The sequence below is a fragment of the Bacillus sp. FSL M7-0791 genome, from assembly GCF_038627085.1.
Classification (GTDB): Bacteria; Bacillota; Bacilli; order Bacillales; family Bacillaceae; genus Bacillus; species Bacillus safensis.
In genome coordinates this window covers 951,161-972,487 of record NZ_CP152022.1, presented here as the reverse complement: position 1 = coordinate 972,487, position 21,327 = coordinate 951,161, and the positions used below count along the sequence as shown (strand labels likewise).

The 21,327-nt window shown below is 40.6% G+C and carries 20 protein-coding genes; 11 read left to right on the top strand and 9 right to left on the bottom strand.

From position 1 onward, the window contains the following. Nucleotides 1-3: 3 nt before the first annotated feature. Nucleotides 4-1,218: a DNA repair exonuclease gene (locus MHI08_RS04865; protein ID WP_326148550.1), complete on the bottom strand. Its 1,215-nt coding sequence runs from the start codon at nt 1,216-1,218 to the stop codon at nt 4-6. Between the two features lie 171 nt (nt 1,219-1,389). Between MHI08_RS04865 and MHI08_RS04860 the strand changes: the two genes are divergently transcribed. Next, a complete protein-coding gene (locus MHI08_RS04860; protein WP_041109960.1) occupies nt 1,390-1,578 on the top strand; it encodes a YhzD family protein in 189 nt (62 codons plus the stop codon). A 31-nt stretch (nt 1,579-1,609) separates the two neighbouring features. On the opposite strand, the gene MHI08_RS04855 is transcribed toward MHI08_RS04860, so the two are convergent. Next, a complete protein-coding gene (locus MHI08_RS04855; RefSeq protein ID WP_083703964.1) occupies nt 1,610-2,383 on the bottom strand; it encodes an enoyl-CoA hydratase in 774 nt (257 codons plus the stop codon). Nucleotides 2,384-2,564: 181 nt separating this feature from the next. Here MHI08_RS04855 and MHI08_RS04850 point away from each other — a divergent pair, with 181 nt between their 5' ends. The 3 genes from MHI08_RS04850 to MHI08_RS04840 all read left to right on the top strand — a co-directional run bounded on the left by MHI08_RS04850 (nt 2,565) and on the right by MHI08_RS04840 (nt 4,680). Next, complete coding sequence (locus tag MHI08_RS04850) at nt 2,565-2,891, top strand: potassium:proton antiporter (protein ID WP_226015051.1); 327 nt, start codon at nt 2,565-2,567, stop codon at nt 2,889-2,891. Between the two features lie 64 nt (nt 2,892-2,955). After that, nucleotides 2,956-3,453: a cation:proton antiporter regulatory subunit gene (locus MHI08_RS04845; protein ID WP_024425442.1), complete on the top strand. Its 498-nt coding sequence runs from the start codon at nt 2,956-2,958 to the stop codon at nt 3,451-3,453. 3 nt (nt 3,454-3,456) lie between these two features. Continuing rightward, complete coding sequence (locus tag MHI08_RS04840) at nt 3,457-4,680, top strand: cation:proton antiporter (RefSeq protein ID WP_056766068.1); 1,224 nt, start codon at nt 3,457-3,459, stop codon at nt 4,678-4,680. 37 nt (nt 4,681-4,717) lie between these two features. Here the strand turns inward: MHI08_RS04840 and MHI08_RS04835 are convergent, their stop codons facing one another. The 5 genes from MHI08_RS04835 to MHI08_RS04815 form a co-directional block, all read right to left on the bottom strand. Then, complete coding sequence (locus MHI08_RS04835; RefSeq protein ID WP_226015049.1) at nt 4,718-5,992, bottom strand: SidA/IucD/PvdA family monooxygenase; 1,275 nt, start codon at nt 5,990-5,992, stop codon at nt 4,718-4,720. 75 nt (nt 5,993-6,067) lie between these two features. Continuing rightward, entirely contained in the window at nt 6,068-7,567 is a 1,500-nt protein-coding gene (locus tag MHI08_RS04830; protein ID WP_076839448.1) for a coproporphyrinogen III oxidase, read from the bottom strand. A gap of 113 nt (nt 7,568-7,680) precedes the next feature. Continuing rightward, nucleotides 7,681-8,547 (bottom strand): Cof-type HAD-IIB family hydrolase, encoded by an 867-nt coding sequence (locus MHI08_RS04825; protein ID WP_039177545.1) that lies wholly within the window; start codon nt 8,545-8,547, stop codon nt 7,681-7,683. 452 nt (nt 8,548-8,999) lie between these two features. Further along, nucleotides 9,000-9,356 (bottom strand): YlbF family regulator, encoded by a 357-nt coding sequence (locus tag MHI08_RS04820; RefSeq protein WP_202739216.1) that lies wholly within the window; start codon nt 9,354-9,356, stop codon nt 9,000-9,002. Between the two features lie 121 nt (nt 9,357-9,477). Next, nucleotides 9,478-10,611 (bottom strand): DUF445 family protein, encoded by a 1,134-nt coding sequence (locus tag MHI08_RS04815; protein ID WP_341083411.1) that lies wholly within the window; start codon nt 10,609-10,611, stop codon nt 9,478-9,480. A gap of 215 nt (nt 10,612-10,826) precedes the next feature. On the opposite strand from MHI08_RS04815, the gene MHI08_RS04810 reads away from it, so the two are divergent. The 7 genes from MHI08_RS04810 to MHI08_RS04780 all read left to right on the top strand — a co-directional run bounded on the left by MHI08_RS04810 (nt 10,827) and on the right by MHI08_RS04780 (nt 17,111). Then, complete coding sequence (locus tag MHI08_RS04810) at nt 10,827-11,939, top strand: YheC/YheD family protein (RefSeq protein WP_212040216.1); 1,113 nt, start codon at nt 10,827-10,829, stop codon at nt 11,937-11,939. Next, nucleotides 11,896-13,254, top strand: a complete 1,359-nt coding sequence (locus tag MHI08_RS04805; protein ID WP_342500047.1) for a YheC/YheD family protein — start codon at nt 11,896-11,898, stop codon at nt 13,252-13,254. Before MHI08_RS04810 ends, MHI08_RS04805 begins: the two co-directional genes overlap by 44 nt. Nucleotides 13,255-13,406: 152 nt before the next feature. Continuing rightward, on the top strand, nt 13,407-13,616 hold the full coding sequence (locus MHI08_RS04800) for a YheE family protein (protein WP_003211787.1): 210 nt from the start codon (nt 13,407-13,409) through the stop codon (nt 13,614-13,616). Between the two features lie 20 nt (nt 13,617-13,636). Beyond that, nucleotides 13,637-14,512, top strand: a complete 876-nt coding sequence (locus tag MHI08_RS04795; RefSeq protein WP_339241068.1) for a helix-turn-helix domain-containing protein — start codon at nt 13,637-13,639, stop codon at nt 14,510-14,512. Between the two features lie 146 nt (nt 14,513-14,658). Then, the gene (gene ugpC / locus MHI08_RS04790) at nt 14,659-15,765 is read left to right on the top strand and encodes a sn-glycerol-3-phosphate ABC transporter ATP-binding protein UgpC (RefSeq protein WP_024425745.1); all 1,107 of its coding nucleotides are present in this window, start codon (nt 14,659-14,661) and stop codon (nt 15,763-15,765) included. Nucleotides 15,766-16,003: 238 nt separating this feature from the next. Beyond that, a complete protein-coding gene (locus tag MHI08_RS04785) occupies nt 16,004-16,207 on the top strand; it encodes an alpha/beta-type small acid-soluble spore protein (RefSeq protein ID WP_024425744.1) in 204 nt (67 codons plus the stop codon). A 286-nt stretch (nt 16,208-16,493) separates the two neighbouring features. Further along, nucleotides 16,494-17,111, top strand: coding sequence for an NAD(P)H-binding protein (locus MHI08_RS04780; RefSeq protein ID WP_248351350.1), 618 nt, complete (start codon nt 16,494-16,496; stop codon nt 17,109-17,111). 117 nt (nt 17,112-17,228) lie between these two features. On the opposite strand, the gene MHI08_RS04775 is transcribed toward MHI08_RS04780, so the two are convergent. Together MHI08_RS04775 and MHI08_RS04770 are read right to left on the bottom strand one after the other, a co-directional pair. Next, complete coding sequence (locus tag MHI08_RS04775) at nt 17,229-19,244, bottom strand: ABC transporter ATP-binding protein (RefSeq protein WP_342500046.1); 2,016 nt, start codon at nt 19,242-19,244, stop codon at nt 17,229-17,231. Then, nucleotides 19,241-20,998 carry an ABC transporter transmembrane domain-containing protein gene (locus MHI08_RS04770; protein ID WP_339241061.1) on the bottom strand — a complete coding sequence of 586 codons (1,758 nt, stop codon included), beginning with the start codon at nt 20,996-20,998 and terminating at the stop codon, nt 19,241-19,243. The genes MHI08_RS04775 and MHI08_RS04770 overlap by 4 nt, the downstream gene beginning before the upstream one ends. Nucleotides 20,999-21,327 lie beyond the last annotated feature (329 nt).

Sequence of the window (21,327 nt, the reverse complement as noted above, 5' to 3'; positions counted from 1 at the left end):
TTCTCATAATTGCTTCAGCTGTTCCGTCAGCAGCCTTTGTGCTTCTTCTTTTATATCCAATTCATCCTCTTTTGTGAGCGCTTTTCCTGACTTCCTGTAGATTGGGTGACGCTTGATCGGTGAAAGCAGCTCTTCATATGACTCAAACTGTGCAATTTCTGCTGTTAGTTCCTTCAAAAAAGAATCCTCTGGATAGATCATATCCTCATTTGTTCGGCAGTCAATTGATATCACCCAAACGAACACGTCTTCATCTTCCTCCTGCTCATGAAAAACAGTCAACAGCTCTTCTAGGATCTCAAGCTGCGTATGCTCAAAGTAAGAAGGTGCATCACCTGTCAATTCAATTCTCACAAAATGAGGAACGCCTTCCTCTTTCAGGTCATTTATTTTGCCTTCCACAAGTGTGACAAGATCCGTCATATGAGCCGTTTCTGTGATGTCTATTGCCAGTTTCTCAAAGATGATATCTGCACAGCTGATAAAATCCGCAGCCCGTGAATCTTCGGAAAGGTGAATCAAGTAACAGCCTTTTTCTCCCGTTTCTTTTATATGTCTGCCCTGCACATTACCAGGATAAAGTATATATGGGTCTTCATGCAGGAGGGCTCTTTTATGTATATGTCCGAGCGCCCAATAATCAAAATCCCGTGCTATGAGCTGCTGAAGCTGAAATGGGGCATATGCATCATGTCCTTCTTGTCCGGCTAATGTGCCGTGAAGCATTGCAATGTGATAGGCAGCGTCTGTTGTTTTGACATAATGAGATGTCATATTTTCATAGACAGCCCGCTCTTTGTAGCTAAACCCATAAATACTGGCGACAAGCTGCTCCCCTCGATAATAGGAGTGCTCACTTGGTGTACTGCTCGTAAAGACATGTACATTCTCAGGCCACTCAATCGGTGTCCATTCCCCGCCTAAATGATCATGATTCCCATAAATAATAAAGACTTCAATCCCGTGCGTTTGCAGTCTTACAAACTGATTTCTTAAAAACAGCTGTGCTTTTAAGCTGCGATTGGATTCATCAAATAAATCTCCGCTCAGCAGCACAAAGTCTACCGCCCGCGCAACGGCAAGATCAAAGATGTTCTTAGCACTTTGAAATGTACTTTCTTTGAGCCGCTTAAATATAGAATTAGGTATCGTCGACATTCCTGCAAATGGACTGTCTAAATGTAAATCTGCGGCATGAATAAAGGTGAGCTTAGTCAAACGTCTATCTCCTTGTCCGATACTGTCATTGTCCATATTTTATCATGCCATTTTTACGAATGCACGTTCTATCACTCTCAATCTAAAAAACACATTTTTAAGGGCTAAAAAAGAGGTTTTGACTTATTCCATGTTTAATTACATTAAAAACAGAGGAAAGGAAGATGAGGAATGGAGAAGACATACTTTTTAACCGTATTTGACCGGTCGGGTGATACTTTATTAAATGAAAAAATCACAGCGGATAGTGATGAGAAAGCAAAGGAATTAGGACGTCATCGCTTAATGGAACAGCAATATACAAAACATTCTCATCGACTCGTTGATCAAGCAGGAAAGCTGCTTTTATTTGAACGTTAAATAAGCCGGCTTTCGCCGGCCTCATGTTCATTTATGCTTTTTGAAAGACAGGACGTCTTTTTTCTAAAAAGGCTTGTATACCTTCCTTGTGATCATGACTTTTTCTCAGTCTTGCCTGTGCTGCTCTCTCTTTTTGAAGAACTGCTAAGAGCTTTGATTCTGACTGCTGGAAATAGATCATCTTTGTTTCGATAAAGGCTTGAAGCGGCATGTTCATAAATGGCTTCACACACACTTTTTGGTACGTATCGACCTCATCCTGAAACACCCCGTCTGCAAGGCGCAGCTTTAACGCTTCTTCAGCTGGCAGCTTTTGTCCGCTCCAAATCAATTGTTTAGCGGTTTGCTCACTCACTCTTTTTGTGAGGAAAAAATGCCCCCCGCCATCTGGAATTAATCCTACTCCATTAAAATTCATGGCGAGTTTTGCATCCTGATGCATAAACAAGTAGTCACAGCTTAGGGCAAAGCTAAAAGCGAGGCCTGCTGCTGACCCGTGGACAAGCGCAATCGTCACTTTTTTCATACTAGCTAGAGAAAGTGTAATTCCCTCGATCAAATCCATCACACGATGGAAATCTTCTTCACTTTCCTGCTTAAGCATCATCCCAATATCTCCGCCTGCTGAAAATCCTTTTCCCTCTCCCTTGATGACAACGACTTTTGCACTGCTTTCCTCCGCTGCATCACATGCTTCTTTGAATTCAGCAAACATGTCCACATGAAAAGAATTATAAGCTTCAGGCCTATTGAAAACGATTTCAAAAACATCCCCGTCTAACTGACAATTGATATATGTCATCATCCATCCCCCTCTTCTTTTAAAAGCTCATCACTTACTTCCATTTCCATCATGTAAAACCTTTTTCTCTAAATAAAAAATTTCAAGATCAATTGATACTAAAATAAGCATAATGATTGAAACAAGAAATATATTTTTATATAGTAAAAAAAGAAAGAAAATAAATTTGAAAGGAGGAGGATGATTGATCAGATGTTCCATCATAATATTGGTTAGCTTCATCGTCATGTTTTCTCCTTTTTCAAATGTCGTTTTTGCTTCACAGGCAGAAGCGAGTATACCTAGCATGATTTCTCCATCCATTTATGATGAAGAAATCAATGCTGTGAAGACACCTTCATTTTCAAAAAAACATGCTTCATCCATTCTGTTGAAGGACAGATTATCCATGGTGGATGCCAAGACTTTTCTGCCAAAGCCTGCCCCATCAGCTGCATTGTCCATTGATCTATGTTTTTTGGAAATGAAGTGTGCGATCCCCGTTATGTATCAATCTAATTACCTCTACTGATTCATTTTATTTCATCCGCATTTACTATTTGAAAAACACAGCCTATCAAATTCGGAGGGATAAAATGAACATTAAAGAAAATGATCTTCCTGGGATCGGAAAGAAATTTGAAATTGAAACGAGAAATAGAGAAAAGATGACGATTGTGATTCATGATGATGGCAGACGGGAAATTTATCGTTTTGACGATGATGATCCAGATGAAGTGCTGTCTACCATTTCACTCGATGATGCTGAATCCCGGCAAATCGCTGCTATTATCGGCGGTATGGTGTATAAACCGCAGGCACTAGAAACCATTGAAATGGCCTTCAACGACTTGATCATTGAATGGTTTAAGGTGGAAAAAGGTGCAAAAGCGGTTGGACATACACTCGGTGATTTAGATGTGAGACAAAATTATGAAGTCACCGTGATTGCGATCATTAAACATACAAATGAAAAATTACTCAACCCTGGTGCCGATTCGATTATTCAAGCAAATGATACGATGGTCATTTCGGGCGAAAGAAAACACTTGAAGCGATTGGTACGTGATTTTCTTTCTAGAGGGGGAGAGTGATGAATGGATCATTTAGTCTTTGAAGTTGGGACGGCGCTAATTCTTATCGCCATCGCCAGCTTAATCGCCAATAAAATTAAATTTTCTATCATCCCTTTTCTCATTGTCCTCGGAATGATTGTTGGGCCGCATGCTCCAACTATCGGGATCATTGATTTGAAATTTATCGAAAGCACGGAGATCATTTCGTTTTTTGGCAGAATGGGCGTCCTGTTCCTTCTTTTCTATCTTGGACTTGAGTTCTCTGTCGGAAAACTCATTAAATCGGGTAAATCTATTGCAGTCGGCGGATCTATTTATATTTTGATCAACTTCAGCTTAGGACTGCTCTACGGTTTTATCACAGGATTTGGATTCCTTGAGGTTCTCATTATGGCAGGTGTGATCACCATTTCATCCAGTGCCATTGTGGCCAAAGTCCTTGTCGATTTGAAACGGACGGCAAATCCTGAAACAGAGTTAATTCTAGGGATTATTATGTTTGAGGATATTTTCCTTGCCGTATATTTATCCGTCGTATCAGGTCTTGTCCTTGGAGATGCTACTACTGTTGGCGGTGCCTTATTATCGATTTTAATCGCTTTTGGTTATATGATGCTTTTCTTTATCATTGCGCGGAAGCTGCCAAAACTATTAAATAAGTTGTTTGATATCCGTTCGAACGAAGTGTTCATCATTGTGATTTTTGCCGCTTTGTTCTTTGTCGCTGGTTTTTCAGAAACAATTCATGTAGCAGAGGCTATTGGGGCTCTCTTACTTGGTCTTGTTTTCTCAGAAACAGAGCACTCAGACCGCATCGAGCATCTCGTGGTTCCGTTTAGAGATTTCTTTGGAGCGATGTTCTTTTTCAGCTTTGGTCTCAGTATCGATCCGTTTACATTGGGTGATGCCTTCTGGCTTGCGATCGGTGCTGTGATTCTTACCTTAATTGGGAACTTCACTGCCGGAATGTTCGCTGGACGGAGAGCTGGATTTTCTCATAAAGCCTCTTCTAATATTGGATTAACCATCGTATCGAGAGGAGAGTTTTCAATCATCGTTGCCGAGCTTGGCATCGCCGGCGGACTTGCCGCTACTTTGAAGCCCTTTGCTGCATTGTATGTCTTAATCCTTGCGATCTTAGGACCGCTCGTAACGAAAGAATCTAAGAAAATCTATCAAATCCTCAACAAAATCTTCAAATGGAAACTTGAAAAACCAAAAGTAAAAAAAGAAACGACGATCTAATAAAAAAGGGCCCTATGCTTGGGCCCTTTTCTATGTTTTATTCAAATTGCTGAAATGCAGTTTCTTGCTTGACTGGCGTTTCCTCGACCCCGCGAATGGTTCGAATGACTTTCTGGTTGCGGTAAATCGATAGTTTCAAATTGGTCGCCGCTGTTCCATGAGAATGATCAAGATTCGTGAATGTAAAGAAATGATTTGAACGCTTGTCTTTGAACACAAGCCTGAAGTCGTCTGTCACTTTAAAATGCTCATCACTTTCCCATTCAATCAAAGGTTCGTATGCGCTAAACCATTCAGGAATATTCGGTGTATACCCTGTAGCCAATACAGCATGATCTACAGTTATGCTTTTTTCTTTCTTCAGCTGCCACTGTTTGAGGTGCAGCTCCAAAGGCTGATGCTCTCCTCTTTGAATCGCTTCAAGCTCGGTCATTGGCTGAATGAGCACAGATGGCTCTTCACCTGAAACGGAGCGATGATACAGCTCCTGATAAATGCGAGAAAGCGTCGATGCATCGATGCCATTTCTTAATCCTGTCAGCCTAGGCAATGTGTTCATACGTTCTTCATAAGGAAGCGAATGAAAATACTCGACATACTTTGGTGTAAAAAGCTCTTGGCCAAGTTCTGCTGTCTCCAGCTCTCTAAATTCACTAGAACGCGTAAACCATGAAAGCTGCTGCCCTTTCTTTTGATGCTGAAGCAGGTCTAAGAAAATTTCAGCTGCACTCTGCCCTGAGCCGATTACCGCCACCGACTCAGCTTCATGAAGTGCTTTCTGCTGATCTAAATAACGGCTGCTATGGGTCACATATGGGTATGCTGCTTCAGGCACATCGACTGGAATCATCGGTTTGCTTCCTGTGCCTAACACGACATGCTTTGCACGATACTCAGAAAGCGATCCATCTTTCAGCCGTCTGACTTTCACAAGGTAGCCATCTTGGCAGTCCGTCACTTCTTCTACCTTCATCCCAAACTGACAGCTGTCTAATTCTCCTGCTACCCATGATAAATACTCATTGAATTCTCTCCGCGGGATATCAAACTGTTCAAATGTATAGAACCGGTGAAGTCTATTTGATTCATGTAAATAATTTAAAAATGTATACCTGCTCCTTGGATTCGCCATTGTGACAAGGTCTGCTAAAAAGGAAACTTGCAAATCCGTTCCTTTGATCAGCATACCAGGATGCCAAGCAAACTCAGACTCTTGTTCAAAAAAACAGCATGAGACATCCTCATACTCCTCTAACAAAGCGGCCAACCCTAAATTGGCGGGCCCAATCCCAATTCCGATCACATCTATCATATGTACACCTGCTTTACCTTTTTATCACTTATATACCCTTTTACAAATGAAAAAAACACTGCGTTATCGCAGTGTTTAAACGTGAGAAACAAATAATGATTCAAGGAATTGAATTTTCTCTTCTGTATAGTGTTCATAGCGGTCATTATACGATTTTGGATCTTTTGGATTGGCATACTGCGTAATTTTTCCTGATCGTGGATCAATGAATTTACTTGCTGCACCGCATCCAATGCCAATGATTGTCTGTACTTCTTCCATGATAATGATATTATACAAACTTTCCTGCCCATCTAATGAATACCCGACATTTTCGAGATTTCCCAAAATATTTTTTTGTCTATATAAATAATACGGGTGATAATGATGTGATTTCGTCCAAGTGACCGCTTCATCCATCATACGTGTGATTTCTTCTCGGTCTGCTACTTGGTATTTCTCCTTATTGCGCGTCATTTCAGATGCTCTTTTAAAGGAGAGTGTATGCACAGTCAAAGATTCAGGCTTGAGCTCTTCAGTCTGCTGCAAGGAGTGCTGAAATTCTTTGAGCCCTTCTCCCGGCAATCCAATGATTAAGTCCATATTGATATTATTCATGCCGTACTGTCTTGATAAGTGATACTTTTCAATCGTTTCTTCCACACTATGATGCCGGCCAATAGCCTTTAGTGTTTCATTCTCATACGATTGCGGGTTAATGCTAATCCGGTCAATATTGTAGCGATTTAGCACCTCTAGCTTATCAGGCGAAATCGTATCAGGACGCCCTGCTTCGACAGTCACTTCCCGTATATGCTTCACATCTGGGAACGAGCGATACATTTCTTCATACAGCAAGTCCATTTCTTCCGCTGTGATGCTCGTTGGCGTGCCTCCGCCAAAGTAAACAGTCGTCACTTTGATCCCATGTTCTTTTAGCCATGCGCCCATTTTTTGCATTTCATAATGCAGACCAAACAAAAACGTTCCCACTCTGCCAGCTTGTCCTTTAATGGCGTAAGCAGGGAACGTGCAATAAGCACATTTTGTGGGGCAGAAAGGAATGCCAATATAAATACTCACTTCCTGCTGAAGGTCATACAGATCTGGAATGGCTTTAAGCTGACGGTCGACAATCTCCTGCATCAAATTGATTTTGTCATCATGAATCAAGTAATCACGCTTTAACGCCGCATGTGCATCTTCCTTTGACATGCCTTCTCTCAGCATCTTATGAAGTAATTTCGTCGGACGTATTCCCGTGAGAATCCCCCACTTTTGTGTCATTCCTGTGTGCTCCTGAAGCAAGTGTAAATAAACAGACAGCACTGTGTTTTTGATTTGTTTCCAGCGCTCCTTATCGTTCAAGCTCTCTGGGACATCCCGCGAAAAACGACTGGTGATGTCTGATCCATCGATATGGCCAGATGCTTCCACCATGCCATTTTCTTCTTTCCAGCTAAATTCCATGATCAAACCATCATCCAATTCACTTGGTTCAAACATCACTTCACTATCTTCTTCAAATAAATTAGCTATATTGACAAGCGGGCGATGAAATCGTTCATCTGACAGCCCTTTAATTAAAATTCGCATCATATCACCTTTATCTTCAAACTTGTTTCATTTTACAAAATTCATGTAGGAAAAGCAATGACGGGAACAGACGAAGGCCCTGTCATTTCTTGATGGACAGGGCCTTCACTTTATTATCTCTTAATATCGAATTGATGTAAAAATCCTTCTCTTTGCTGCATTCTAAAGTATTCCTTGATCATATAAGCCACACCCTGCTCATCATGCGAGCGCGTCACCCAATCGGCTTTACGCTTGACATCATTGGGGGCATTTCCCATAGCAACGCCTAAACCAGCCAATTCAAGCATTGGAATGTCATCTGTTCCATGTCCAATGACGACCGTATCTTCTAAAGTAAAACCGAGTGCAGAGGTTAAAAGAGAAAGTCCCGCTTCCTTCGAAACCCCTTTGCATACAATATTCATTTTCTCATCACTGATCCTAATAAGATCAACAGATGGGAATGCTTGTTGAATGGTCCTGTGAATCTCAGGCTGAAGCTCCGCGGTCGAATATACTTCAATCACTGGAGTACTGACTGGTTCATCCATCAGCATATCACTTAACGATTCAACAAATTGGACAGGATAGAAAATTGGATCAGACGGATGAATGAGCGTCTTTCCCATCAGCTGAGACTGCGTTTTTTTCCGGTTGCCGATCGAGAATTTTTCATGCAGCAAGCGGACATTACAATCGAAGCTTTCAAGGATTTGCACAAGATTAAATGTCTTTTCTTCCGTTAATTTTTTCACATGAAGCGGCTCATCGAGTTTATCGGCGATAAATGCACCACTATGCGTCACAAGGGTTGATGTTGGAATCTTCAACGCCTTGGCAATTTTTTGAGCGGAACGAAAATGCCGGTTGGTGACAATCGTCACGTAAACCCCTTTTTTCTTTACATATTCCACAGCTTCTTTTGTAGCAGAATGGATTTTACCATTGGAACGAAGTAACGTCCCATCTATATTGAGTGCAAGTAGTTTTTTTGACACTGAGGCATCCCCCTTCTTGATGACTGTACTTACGATGAGGATATGCCCTAGCTTGGTGCTTTAGAACATGCAGTTGAAAGAGCCCCAGGTTATGAATAGATGGATAAATAAAAAAAGCCTACCCCTAGGCTTTTTTTTATGTATGGTTTGGATGCGTTACAATGGAGTGATGAAGCTCCCCATGATCCCCTTATCATTTACACACCAAAGCATTGCTTATATCAGATCCCCTTATGATGCTTTGCGTTTCTCCCAGAAGCGCTTCTCTCTCGTTTGGCTCACCGCCATAAATCCCAAGTGAAACGCACCCAATTGTCCCTTGAGAGCGCCTTTTTGAAAGCACTTTCAATATAAGTATTATCGCAGAATTTATGTGCTTCGACAACCTTTTTTTAAAAGATATTGAGGAGAAAAGATAAAACAAAAAAGGGCGAATGACATCGCCCTTTCCATTAGTTTTCTTCTGGATTCCCATAAAGCTCTTCAAGTGGCTTCATGATAATTTTATTTAATTCACCGATAAGAACACTCACACGTTGTTCTGCTTCCATCAACTGAGAGATTTTGTCGTGCTGCTGAACAAGAGCAACTGTTTTTTGAGCTTGCTCCACTTCTTCTTGTGTGATCTCTTGACCAGTCATTTGTTTTTGTTGAAGGTTTACTTGAATGTCACGAAAGTTCTCAAACATTCTTTTAGAGGAATCATCCGCGTTTACCTCATCATAAAGATTTCTTAAATTTGAATATTCTTCGCTATGACGCAATGCTTTTTCAAGGTCATATGCAACATCATAAAGATTTACAGACATGTTATGTCTCCTTTCTATCCGTTATCACCGATATGATCGGCGGACACCACTCCACTATAACAAACTATGGCTTTCGTTTCACATATATACAATGAATTCATTAAAATTTCTATAGCTTGTCTTAGAATAGCGCCACAAAAACAGCCTGGATAGCACCAATCATCCCGCCTAAAAGACCACCTAGAAATGTAATCATCTTCAGCTCCTTATTGGAGATGCTGACTACAAGCTCTTCCATTTTTTCAAGCGGGAAAAGTTCAATTTGTTCACGAATGATATCTTCAAATTGCAGCTTTGCAAGCAGACCCTCTAAAGCATTTGAAGCCGCTCCGATCCCCTTATCAATCAACACTGGCGCAAAGTGTGTTTTAAGATCATCCGCGACAGCACTGACATATATCCCGACGGGTTTGTCTAATATCAGCTTTGTAGAGAAATGAGAAAGCAATTGGTTTTTCACACTAAAAATAAGTTCCTTCACATTCCATTTTTCATCAAGCTCATGAAGAGAAAATTGCTTCACCTTGTCCCATTCTTGAACAAGCAAATCGGATAAAAATCTTTTTGTTTCTGCGTTTCTTAAAAACTTGATGATTTCGGGATGTACACGATCAATTAAGCTTGTATTCCCTAGAAACATTTGGACCATACTGCCAAGCATTCCCCGTTCTTTTAAGAAATCATCAATCATATTGCCGAGCCTTGCTTTGCCTTCATTACTTTCAAAATAATGAATGCCTCTCTTTAAAATATAATCTGCTGCATCTGGAATTTTCGATGATATTTTGTTTTCCACTTCTACAGGGAGCAATTCAGATAAAGTTTGCTGGTTATATGTTTCAAGCAGTGATTTGAGCTTCTGATCAGACCACTGATGGAGCCATTTATCTGCTTTGACATCAGCCTCTATAACGCCGAACCTTTCTAGCAGGGAGAATACGGTTATCTCCATATTTGCGCCTTTGTCAATATATCGATGGACTGTACGCAGGATCTCCTGCTTTGCCTCGGATGATTCAAATCGCTTTTGAATACCTTCTGGCGTGAGCAAATGCTCCATAACCATGACACCAACCTGCTTGGCTACTTCGTCTCTTCTTTTAGGGATAAGCCCCGGTGTAAATGGAAGCTGTTTTCCGAATAAGTAATATGGTTTATAAGGCCGAAAAAGCATTTTAATTGCAAGATGGTTTGTCGCTGCTCCTATGACTGCGCCGATAACAATCATAAAGATAAACGTTGTGAATATATTCAAAGTCGTCATCTACCTTTCAAACAACACCCGATGTTTATTGTTTTGATCTATACGTATTATAGTTGTTGTCAAGTTCCCAAGCAAATGAAGTATGCAGCGAGACATATGATCAAGCGATCTGTCGTAATGATAAAGGAGCGCAAGCTTTATGTAAAATCATAAAAAAACGTTTTTGTGAATGGTAAAAAAAGAAGTTGAAAAGAAGGTGTTTTTTAATGAAAACATTAGGTATTGTAACCCTTTCTCCGCAGTATGAAGAGGCATTTACACGTCAGCTCGCCAAAGCTGCCTCTTCTTATCGTTTAAAGGTTGTTCGTTTTACACCACTTGATTTAAAGCCGGCTTCAAATTTGATACAAGGTCAAACATATATGAATGACCAAGGGTTTGCCGACGCACAGTTTCCGATTCCCGACTTGATTTACGATCGATGTCTTTACCGGCATGACGCACAATCTAAAAAAGCAAAACCCATCATGGAATGGCTAAAAAAGTATCCAAAAACAGATTTTTTGAATACCGGCATTTCAAATAAAATGGTGCTATTTGAGCAGCTCCGTCTCCTCTCTGCTTTACAGCCATATTTACCTGGATGCTCTTTATTAAAAGAGCCCTCAGACCTGATCAATATGGTAAGGGAGTGCGGGGCTGGCGGTTATTATAGAATGCAGCCTCTCTCCCAGCAGCACGCAGCATCTACTTACTTCATTTCCTTTGATGGCAAATCAACATTCACCGTTCAGCTAAGTTCCAATCAAACCATTACATTTTCTCGCGCGTCAGAGATGGAGCGCTGGTGCCAAAAATATGCAGGCCGGTATTTCCTTCAATTTTTCAACACAAGTGATCAAAAAGAACCTTTATTCAATGAAATCAGGATTTTTCTTATGAAAGATTCACAAAATCAATGGAAACGCATGGGGATTCACACAAAATCACCTGCAGAAAATAGTCTTTTAAGTTTTACACAAAAATCAGATCCTGTGATAGGCTTTGAACACTATCTACATACATTGCAGCCACACATCAAGGAGCTCCTTTTAGACGATCTTGCGTCCATTCAGGCATCAATTCCAGCTTATATAGATAAAACCTACTCTCCTTGCTTTGAATTCGCAGTAGACTTGCTTCATACAAGTGAAGGCAGGCTGTTCATATCTAATGTCAGATCAAAGCCAGGACGATCCGCTTTTTTAAAAGCTTACCCTGAAAAGGAACATCAGTTGATTCGTACCATTCTTGAACATGCGCAATCGATGATGTCTCAACCGAAGGAGGTTTCTTATGAACAAAAATCGCTGCATCATCGCCCCACACCTCACAAGTGAAAAAACAATTCATCTTCCAGACCATTATAAACAGAAAGAGGCCATCTATTCTCTTGCTCTAGGGTCTCGTTTAGTTGATGGCTTCAACATTTCCTATCATCAGCATCCAAAGAAAATATTATTATCAGAAGATCTATACAGAGATTTACTGATTCCTTACCAATCAAAAGCTGATGTGATCATCATTGACCATACACTTTTTATAGGGCCGTTGATGGGCATTTTCACTGCAGGTTTTGAGCAAAGCACGCAGCCATTAGGAACAAGATCACAATTCTTTATCAAACTGCTGCATTCTTTCAGACAGCATGCTGGTTTTGCCTATCTTTTTGGGTCACATTCTATTGATTGGGAAAAAGGAATTGTAGAAGGATTGTTGTACCAGCAAGATTCATGGGTTAAAAAACAGCTTCCCCTGCCGTCAGTCATTTATGACCGGCTTCCAAATAGAAAAGCTGCTCAGTCAGCACTCATTCAAGAAACGAAGCGAAAACTCACCCAAGACTATGATATCCCTTGGTTCAATCCTTACTTTTTTAATAAATGGGAGATTCATGAACAGCTATTAACAGATGAAAAAACATGGTCCTTTCTCCCACATTCTGTACAATTAGATCCCATGGACGCTCTAAGTAAAATTGAAACACTTCTCCACCTGCATCAAGTTATATACTTAAAACCGACGAACGGAAGTCATGGAGACGGTATTTATCAGTTAAAAAAGGAAAATCACAGAATCACTGTATGCACAAATTTTGGAAGGTCTATTCCATATGATTCAATAGATCAGTTTGTTCAAAGGCTGCGAAAAGATCATGCAATTCATGATTTTATTGCACAACAAGGCATTGAGCTTCTTCAAATAGACAATCAGCCGATGGATTTCAGAGTTCATACGAATAAAAATAAAGACGGTGATTGGACAGTCACAGCAGCAGCAGCAAAAATTTCTGGAGATCACACCATCACAACTCACCAGTTACACGGCGGAACGGTGAAAACACTTTATGCTGTCTTTCCAGAAGAAACGAAACGTTTGCAGATTTTACAGCAGCTTTCTCATACTGCCATCACGCTTAGCCAAGTAATAGATAAAAAAATGACCGGGCATATTGGTGAAATCGGTTTTGACTTAGGCATTGATCAAACAGGCGCCATTTGGATGTTTGAGGCCAATTCCCGCCCTGGCCGAGAGATTTTCCAGCATGGCTCTTTGAAAAAATCAGAATGGCTGATTGGGAAAAGAATCATGGGTTACGCATCTTACCTTTCAGAAACGGCACTCACCACTTCAAATCACGCGAACGTCTACTGACTACACTTTTGCCACATGTCGTGCTCTTAAATTTATGCTTTTTCTATGCTCTTTTCATGAGATGAGATACAATAAAATCAAGTTCAAGGTTGTTTCCGTGTTGTCGTGTTTGTTTATTGTTTCATCAATAAAAGCAAGGAGGCAATGATGATATGATTTCTCATTTTCAATGGAAACCTCTTTTTAAAAAAGCACAATTGCCAGGCTGGAAAATATCCTTTTTCCACAATGGTGCGCATTATGAAGGCATCTACCACAAAACAGGTGATATTGAATGGGGCTCTCAGCTTCCGCCCCATGAAGTTGAACCAACCTTAAAAGAAGAAATCCACGAATTAATGCTATTCCATGTCTATGATTAAACTGTTTAAGGAGCCCCGCCATGTTAGAAAAGTTAAAACTTGTTTACGGAGACCATATCATCAGTACACCTACTCATGACAAACAAATTCTTTGGTATCAAACAGACGAAGGCGAAATATTTGGAGTAGACAAATCGGAGCTTACAGCAAGAGAAACACTTCTTCTCAACTCTTTTCTTACACCGATTGATCTATTTCAAAAAGCACAAACCGAGGGTGAACAAAGATGGTTCAGCTATCTTTTTGAAAACAAACCACTAACTGTCCAACATCCCGTCCGTGTTTATTATTTTCAAATGATCCATCAAGAAGAACAAAGACAGCAAATAAAAGAGGCTGTTAATAACAGCCTCGAACATACTCATTTCATATGGACAGGCCCTGAAACAGCTATGCTGATTCAACCAAACGCTACATCAGAAAATAGTCAATTAGATCAATTAAATGATTTGTCTCTGGCCATTACAAGTGATTTTTTAACAGACTCAGTCTTTATACAAGGGCAGCTGCATTTGCCAAATGACCATTTACAGATGAGATTATTAAATGAACAACAGCTCTTTGTATGCCACATGCAGCGAGAAAAGCTTAGATCAGGGGTTGCCACATTTTATCAATGCCTACCATCGTTCATTTGTTATGATGCATCTGTCCTCTCTCATGCTATATCAGATGCTTTTAAAGAAGCGATTGTTGACCGAGATGTTTACCGCACTCTCATGACCTATATGCAATGTAATTTAAACGCATCCAAAGCAGCAAAAGCATTATATGTTCACAGAAACAGTCTTCAATATCGAATTGATAAATTTATTGAGCGCACTGGGCTAGATATACGACATTTTCCAGAAGCATCAGCTGCTTATTTGATGATGACTCTACTTGATATTTCATAAAGAAAGAACGAAAGATGAGCACCCTGCCCAAAAATGAAAATAGGATGTTGTGCACGTTGTCCATTTACAGACTCTTCCTCATTTTATACACTTTATTTACTAGTAAAGCGCTTTCAAAAAAGAGGGACTGGGGAGGCTGACATCTAATGGCTGAAATGATGCTCAATCAAATTTATAAAGTATACGATAACAAGGTAACAGCAGTAGACAACTTTAATCTACATATAGAAGATAAAGAATTTATTGTGTTTGTTGGTCCATCAGGCTGCGGAAAATCAACAACCCTTCGCATGATTGCAGGTCTAGAAGAAATATCACAAGGAGACTTTCTGTTAGATGGAAAACGGATGAATGATGTAGCACCGAAAGACCGGGATATCGCAATGGTTTTCCAAAACTATGCATTATATCCTCATATGAATGTATACGATAATATGGCTTTTGGATTAAAGCTTCGGAAGTTTCCAAAAGCAGAAATTGATGAGCGGGTTCGAAATGCCGCTAAAATATTAGGGCTTGAGCAATATTTAGACAGGAAACCAAAAGCACTGTCTGGAGGTCAAAGACAGCGTGTTGCACTTGGCAGAGCGATTGTACGTGATGCAAAGGTTTTTCTTTTGGATGAACCGCTTTCTAATTTAGATGCAAAACTCCGTGTTCAGATGCGTGCTGAAATTTCTAAGCTTCATCAGCGTCTGCAAACGACATTTATCTATGTGACACATGATCAGACTGAAGCCATGACAATGGCAACACGCCTTGTTGTCATGAAAGATGGTTTTATTCAGCAGGTAGGAGCTCCGAAAGATGTATATGAAAACCCAGAGAATGTGTTTGTAGGTGGATTTATCGGCTCACCTGCGATGAACTTTTTTACAGGAAAGCTCTCTGACGGTGCCATTGCGGTTGGAAAAACTCATATTCGTGTACCAGAAGGAAAAATGAAAGTATTACGCAGCCAAGGCTATATTGGAAAGGATGTCATTTTAGGCATCAGACCAGAAGATTTTCACGATGAACCAGTATTTATAGAGGCGTCTGAAGGCACAAAAATTCATGCTGACGTAGAAGTAGCTGAATTAATGGGGGCAGAAACGATGCTTTATTCTTCTATCGATGGTCAATCGTTTATTGCACGTGTTGATTCTCGTACCGATGTACAGGCCGGACAATCTATCCCTCTTGCGATTAATATGAACAAAGCTCATTTCTTTGATTCGGATACAGAGCTGCGCATTCGCTCAGCAGAATAAAAAGATATATAAGCAGCACCATCACTCATCATTGGGTGATGGTTTTTTGTATGTTAACACAACATTTACCATGTTCTTTTTTCGTATGTTTTTTTCGGAAATAACCATAATACTTAGTACAAAGCAGTTACTGCATTGGGTTTCGCCAAGTGGCAAATGACTTGATCATTTCGCTGGTGCGATTCCAGCAAACCCAACCAAAAAAAAACAAATCATATACAAAAAGGAGAATCACATCATGGCTAATTCTAATAGTTCAAACCAATTACTAGTTCCTGGAGCAGAGCAAGCGATCGATCAAATGAAATACGAAATCGCTTCTGAATTTGGTGTAAATCTTGGAGCAGAAACAACATCTCGTGCTAACGGTTCAGTTGGTGGAGAAATTACAAAACGTCTTGTGTCTTTCGCTCAACAAAACCTTGGCGGAACAAAAGCTTAATTTCATATCTGGATCATAGAAGGCACCTCTTATGGTGTCTTCTTTTTTTGTTTTTTATCCCTCACCAAACTCCTTTCAGCTCATATCATGTAGTAGAAAGGAGCGGATCTTCATGGACATTTTTTCTGGTATGAACTTAGAACTTTTACAATTTGTAGGGATCTCTCTATTATGTGAATATGCTCATAGTATTCGGTCCTTTCATCTTTATAAAAAAAGCATCACATAAAAGTTGTACCAATTTGGGTTCTTTTCACTTATAGTATGTAGTGGAGGGATCGAACAGATGAAAATAGCTCTTTTCGGTGCTCATGGACGTGTAGGACAAGCATTTCTTCGTTTCGTTCAAGTAGATGAACGTTACATAGTTCGTTCATTGATTCGGACAAACCGAGAAGAAATGCTTGCGGGTATGTTTCAAGTCACCGGCAATTCAAGAAATCGAGAAGATGTGCTTGAGACAATCAAAGGAGCAGATATTGTTGTGAGCTGTCTATCAACAGATGGTGATGATACATTATCTGTTTCAATGGAGCATATCGTACAAGCCATGAAGCAAACAAATACATCAAGAATTATTACAATTGGTACAGCAGGTATTTTAAAAGCAAGGCAGCAGCCGGAGCTTTACCGTTTTGAAACAAATGAATCAAAGCGGACCACTTCCCGAGCAGCTAAAGAGCATGCGAAAGCGTTTGAAATCCTTCAATCGACTGATCTAGATTGGACCATTATTTGTCCAACCTATTTACCAGATGGAGAAGTGACACGGTCATATCGCTATGAGAAAGATTTTCTCCCTATAGATGGAAAGAAAATTTCAGTTGAAGATACCGCACACTTTTTATATCAGCAGTTAAATTCGAAGGAGTTTGTACATCAACGCGTAGGCATCGCTTATTGATGATGATGCCTGTCCAAACAATATAACCAGTAAAAGTCGAGGACATAACCCTCGACTTTTTCATGCAAAGGAAAGAGCCTCTTCCAATTGAATGAGGCTCTTTTTTTCTACTATTCATCAGCTGTTTGCAACAGCACCTTTTTGCAGTTCATACATTTGTGCATACAGCCCTTCTTGCTGCATGAGTTGTTCATGACTGCCACGCTCGACGATTTCACCTTTTTCTAACACCAAGATCATATCGGCTTTTTTAATAGTGGATAATCGGTGAGCGATCACAAAAGTTGTTCGTCCTTCTTTAACTACATCAAGCGCCCGCTGAATGATCGCTTCTGTTTCTGTATCAATGTTCGCGGTGGCTTCATCTAAAATTAAAATCGCTGGATCGTACGCTAATGCGCGCGCAAATGAAATCAACTGACGTTCCCCTGAGGAAAGGGTGCTTCCCTTTTCAACGACTGGTTCATCAAAGCCTTCTGGCAGGTGCTTCAATAACTCTGCGGCACCTACTTGCTTTAATGAGGATTCAATCGTTTCTCTTTTGATGTCTTCATTCCCTAAGCTGACATTGGAGGCAATCGTTCCAGAAAATAAATACGGGTCTTGCAGCACAATGCCCATTTGTTTACGGAGCGTTTGACGCGACTGATCATAAATGCTTTCTCCATCTATGAGAATGTCTCCTTGCTGAATGTCATAAAAACGCAGCAGCAAGTTCATGATCGAGCTTTTCCCAGAACCAGTATGCCCCACAAGTGCAACCGTTTGACCTTTCTTCGCTTCAAACGTAATGTTCTTTAAAACATTTTTCCCTTCATTATAAGCAAAGGTGACATCTTTGAACTGAACGTGTCCCTCCAGCTTCTTCCGAACAGGTTCTTCCACTTCTGTTCCTGGTTCATCTAATAATCGGAAAACCCTTTCTGATGAAACCCTTGCTAATTCCAACCTAGAGAACTGATTCACAATGCCTGTAATCGGCTGGAACAATCGATTTAAATAATCGACAAACGCATAGAGCACACCAATGGACACAATGCCTGTCGCACTTAGCGACGCACCGCCAAAATACCAAATGAGCGCCACATATGCTAAATTTCGCAGCAAATTAACCAAGTTATGTGAAAGAAGTGAATTTAAATGCAGCATCTTTCGCTGATATCGAAAGTGATTGTTGTTCAGCTCATCAAATTCCTCTTGCGTCGCTTTTTCATGACGAAAGGCTTGAATGATTGTCATCCCTTGAATGGCTTCATTTAACTTGGCATTGATTTCACTGATGATCGAACGAATTCGGTGATTGTACACGGATGCAAACTTTCTGTAAGTCATCGACCATAGGAAAATAATCGGTACTGCAACCAAACAAATGAGTGCCAGCTTCACATTTAATAAAAACATGGCAATGTAAATCCCAATCATGTAAATGGCACTCGTCACAAAATTAGCAAGGACTGTGACATATAGGTCACGAATGGTTTCCGTGTCATTGGTGATTCTCGCGACAACCTTTCCAGCCGGTAAATTATCAAAATATCGGATCGGCAGCGTTTGGATGTGCTCAAAGACGTCTACCCTCATTTTTTGAATAATTCGATTTGCAATCCTCTGGAGCAAGTAATGCTGCCCATACTGAAAGAAAATCGCAACGATGAGCAGCCCTAGATAAAATAGAACAAGCTGCACCAAACCACTGATTTCTGGCTGATAAAAAGCAAAAATCTCTTCTTTTGATAAACGCTGTACCTCATAGGTCTCACGCTCTTTCCCATTATCAATGGTGAGCTGATCTCCCGATATCTTTCTGTTTCCATCAAAACGAATCGGCTCATTCACAAAATAGTAGCCGAATCCGACTTGCACCACATTGATTTGCTTTCCAGAATCCAGTCCATTGTTTAATCGATCGCTTCGTATATAGTTATTTCCCTGGTAATAAACGGTTTTATCTGTCTTTTCATTGACCTCGACATACGGTTTTTCTACACCTAAAATATGATCATCAATCATTTTCTTCCCAATAAACGGTCCTGTCAGCTCAGCACCAACTGCAATCATTAGAAAGATTAAGGCAACAGACAGTACTTTCTTATATAGGAGTGCGTAGGCAAGGAGTCTTCTTCCTGTTGTCATGCCTCATCCCCTCCTTCCAGCTGATTTGTCAGCTGCTGACGCAAAAATTGTTCTTTGTACCACCCATCCTGCTGGATGAGCTCGTTGTGAGTGCCTTTTTGGACAATGCGTCCTTCTTCCATGACAAGAATGAGATCCGCATGTTCAACAGCTGATAGGCGATGAGTCGTAATAAACGTCGTTTTGCCATGACGGTTTTGTCTTAGATTTTCTAGGATAGCGGTTTCTGTTTTTGCATCTACCGCAGACAATGAATCATCCAAAATTAAAATGTCTGGATCAATTAATAAAGCACGTGCAATGGATATTCGCTGTTTTTGTCCGCCTGACAGCGCAACACCTTTTTCCCCAACCATGGTCTCCAAACCTTCTGGCAGAAGGCGTAGATCCTTTTCAAAGTAAGCATCTTTGATTGCTTGTGCTAACTCATCTTGTTTCGCGTCCCGATGACCAAAGCGCATATTCTGTTCCACACTTTTTGAGAAAAGAATATGATCCTGAGGTACGTATCCGATCCATTGAAATAACTGATCTAATTCAATGTCTTGGATTGGAACACCTGATAGCAAGATTTGCCCATCACCTGCCGGGTACTGGCGCAGAAGCTGTTTGACAATGGTCGTTTTGCCGCTTCCTGTTTTGCCTGTAATCCCAATCGTCTGTCCTTTTCGAACGGTAAAGGACACATCAATGAGATTATTTTTAGATGAGGTTGGATATCTGAATGTCACATGATCAAACTCAATATCTCCAGGCTCTTGTAACGTTTTCGGCTGAGCAGCATCTGTTACGTCCGGCTTGTAGCTGAGTGTATGATTTAACCGGTCTAACGACGCATTTCCTCTTTGCATAATATTAATCAATTCGCCGATCGCAAACATTGGCCAGATCATCATGCCAAGATAGACGTTAAATGCAACAAGCTCCCCAATGGTTAAATCACTTTGGAACACGAGATAGGCTCCGTAGCCGATTCCGATTAAGTAGCTGATCCCCACAAGTAATTTCACTGTCGGCTCAAACAAAGAATCAATGATCGCCACTCGCATATTTTTTTGAAATACATCATCTGTCATTTCTCGAAAGCGTTCGACATCTTGTTTCTCCTGCACAAAAGACCGAATGACCCGGACACCTGCCACTGATTCAAGAACGCGATCGTTCATATCTCCAAATGCATCTTGAGCGACTGTAAAGCGCTCATGGATTTTGCTTCCATAAAACGCAATCAAGAGCGCCATCAGCGGCATAGGAATAATCGCCATTAAGGTTAATTTCCAGCTAATCGTCAGCCCCATCGTAAAGAAGATCATCAGCATATAAGCAGTGGAATCAACCAAGGTCAGAACGCCAAAGCCTGTTGTTAAGGCCACAGCATTCAAGTCGTTTGTACCTAATGCCATTAAGTTGCCGGTTTTTTTCTTTTCATAAAAAGTAGGCGTCATCTTAAGCAAGTGGCGCATCAGTTTCCCACGCATCACACGCTCCATGACATTTGCGCCGCCAAATAACTGATACATCCAAAAATATGTAAGTGTATAGACGACGACACCTAGTAAGCAAAAAATGGTCACATAAAACACAATACTGGATGTTGTAAATTGACCAGAACGAATGTCATCAACGGCCTGGCCAAGGTATCTTGGCGGCAGCATTTCAAGCACATTCACAATGAGCAGGAGCGTAATAGCAATCGTATAACGCCTCCACTCTTGTTTAAAGAACCAGCCTAATTTCGCAAATACTGAAAACATGTTTGTCTCTCCTTTTCAAGCTAGCCGCTTTCTAAATTTTCCTGCAAGTCACCTTGTTTCGTTTTTTGAGCTTTTGTCATTTGTCTTGATTTTGGCATGTTCACATGCTTTCACTCCTCTTCATTTACTTGTTGTTTTTCATCCCTTTATTTCGAAATGCGAAATGAATTCAACAAAAAAAGAGGCCACCAGCTGGCTGGTACGCCTCTTTTCGTCATGTAAAAAGGCGCATGTTGACAAATACGCAACATACGCCTTGATTCATCCGATCAATTGGAACAGACGAGTTCCTTTTCCATGACCAATGAAGGTGTAATTGTCACGTGAAT

Bases quoted from the DNA above. Each gene is read 5' to 3' on its own strand.
- MHI08_RS04860 (WP_041109960.1), top strand. From the start codon at position 1,390: ATGGAGAAGACATACTTTTTAACCGTATTTGACCGGTCGGGTGATACT.
- MHI08_RS04800 (WP_003211787.1), top strand. From the start codon at position 13,407: ATGATTTCTCATTTTCAATGGAAACCTCTTTTTAAAAAAGCACAATTG.
- MHI08_RS04845 (WP_024425442.1), top strand. From the start codon at position 2,956: ATGAACATTAAAGAAAATGATCTTCCTGGGATCGGAAAGAAATTTGAA.
- MHI08_RS04830 (WP_076839448.1), bottom strand. From the start codon at position 7,567: ATGCGAATTTTAATTAAAGGGCTGTCAGATGAACGATTTCATCGCCCG.
- MHI08_RS04805 (WP_342500047.1), top strand. From the start codon at position 11,896: ATGAACAAAAATCGCTGCATCATCGCCCCACACCTCACAAGTGAAAAA.
- MHI08_RS04810 (WP_212040216.1), top strand. From the start codon at position 10,827: ATGAAAACATTAGGTATTGTAACCCTTTCTCCGCAGTATGAAGAGGCA.
- MHI08_RS04795 (WP_339241068.1), top strand. From the start codon at position 13,637: ATGTTAGAAAAGTTAAAACTTGTTTACGGAGACCATATCATCAGTACA.
- MHI08_RS04835 (WP_226015049.1), bottom strand. From the start codon at position 5,992: ATGATAGATGTGATCGGAATTGGGATTGGGCCCGCCAATTTAGGGTTG.
- MHI08_RS04775 (WP_342500046.1), bottom strand. From the start codon at position 19,244: ATGACAACAGGAAGAAGACTCCTTGCCTACGCACTCCTATATAAGAAA.
- MHI08_RS04780 (WP_248351350.1), top strand. From the start codon at position 16,494: ATGAAAATAGCTCTTTTCGGTGCTCATGGACGTGTAGGACAAGCATTT.
- MHI08_RS04820 (WP_202739216.1), bottom strand. From the start codon at position 9,356: ATGTCTGTAAATCTTTATGATGTTGCATATGACCTTGAAAAAGCATTG.
- MHI08_RS04855 (WP_083703964.1), bottom strand. From the start codon at position 2,383: ATGATGACATATATCAATTGTCAGTTAGACGGGGATGTTTTTGAAATC.
- MHI08_RS04840 (WP_056766068.1), top strand. From the start codon at position 3,457: ATGGATCATTTAGTCTTTGAAGTTGGGACGGCGCTAATTCTTATCGCC.
- ugpC (WP_024425745.1), top strand. From the start codon at position 14,659: ATGGCTGAAATGATGCTCAATCAAATTTATAAAGTATACGATAACAAG.
- MHI08_RS04770 (WP_339241061.1), bottom strand. From the start codon at position 20,998: ATGTTTTCAGTATTTGCGAAATTAGGCTGGTTCTTTAAACAAGAGTGG.
- MHI08_RS04785 (WP_024425744.1), top strand. From the start codon at position 16,004: ATGGCTAATTCTAATAGTTCAAACCAATTACTAGTTCCTGGAGCAGAG.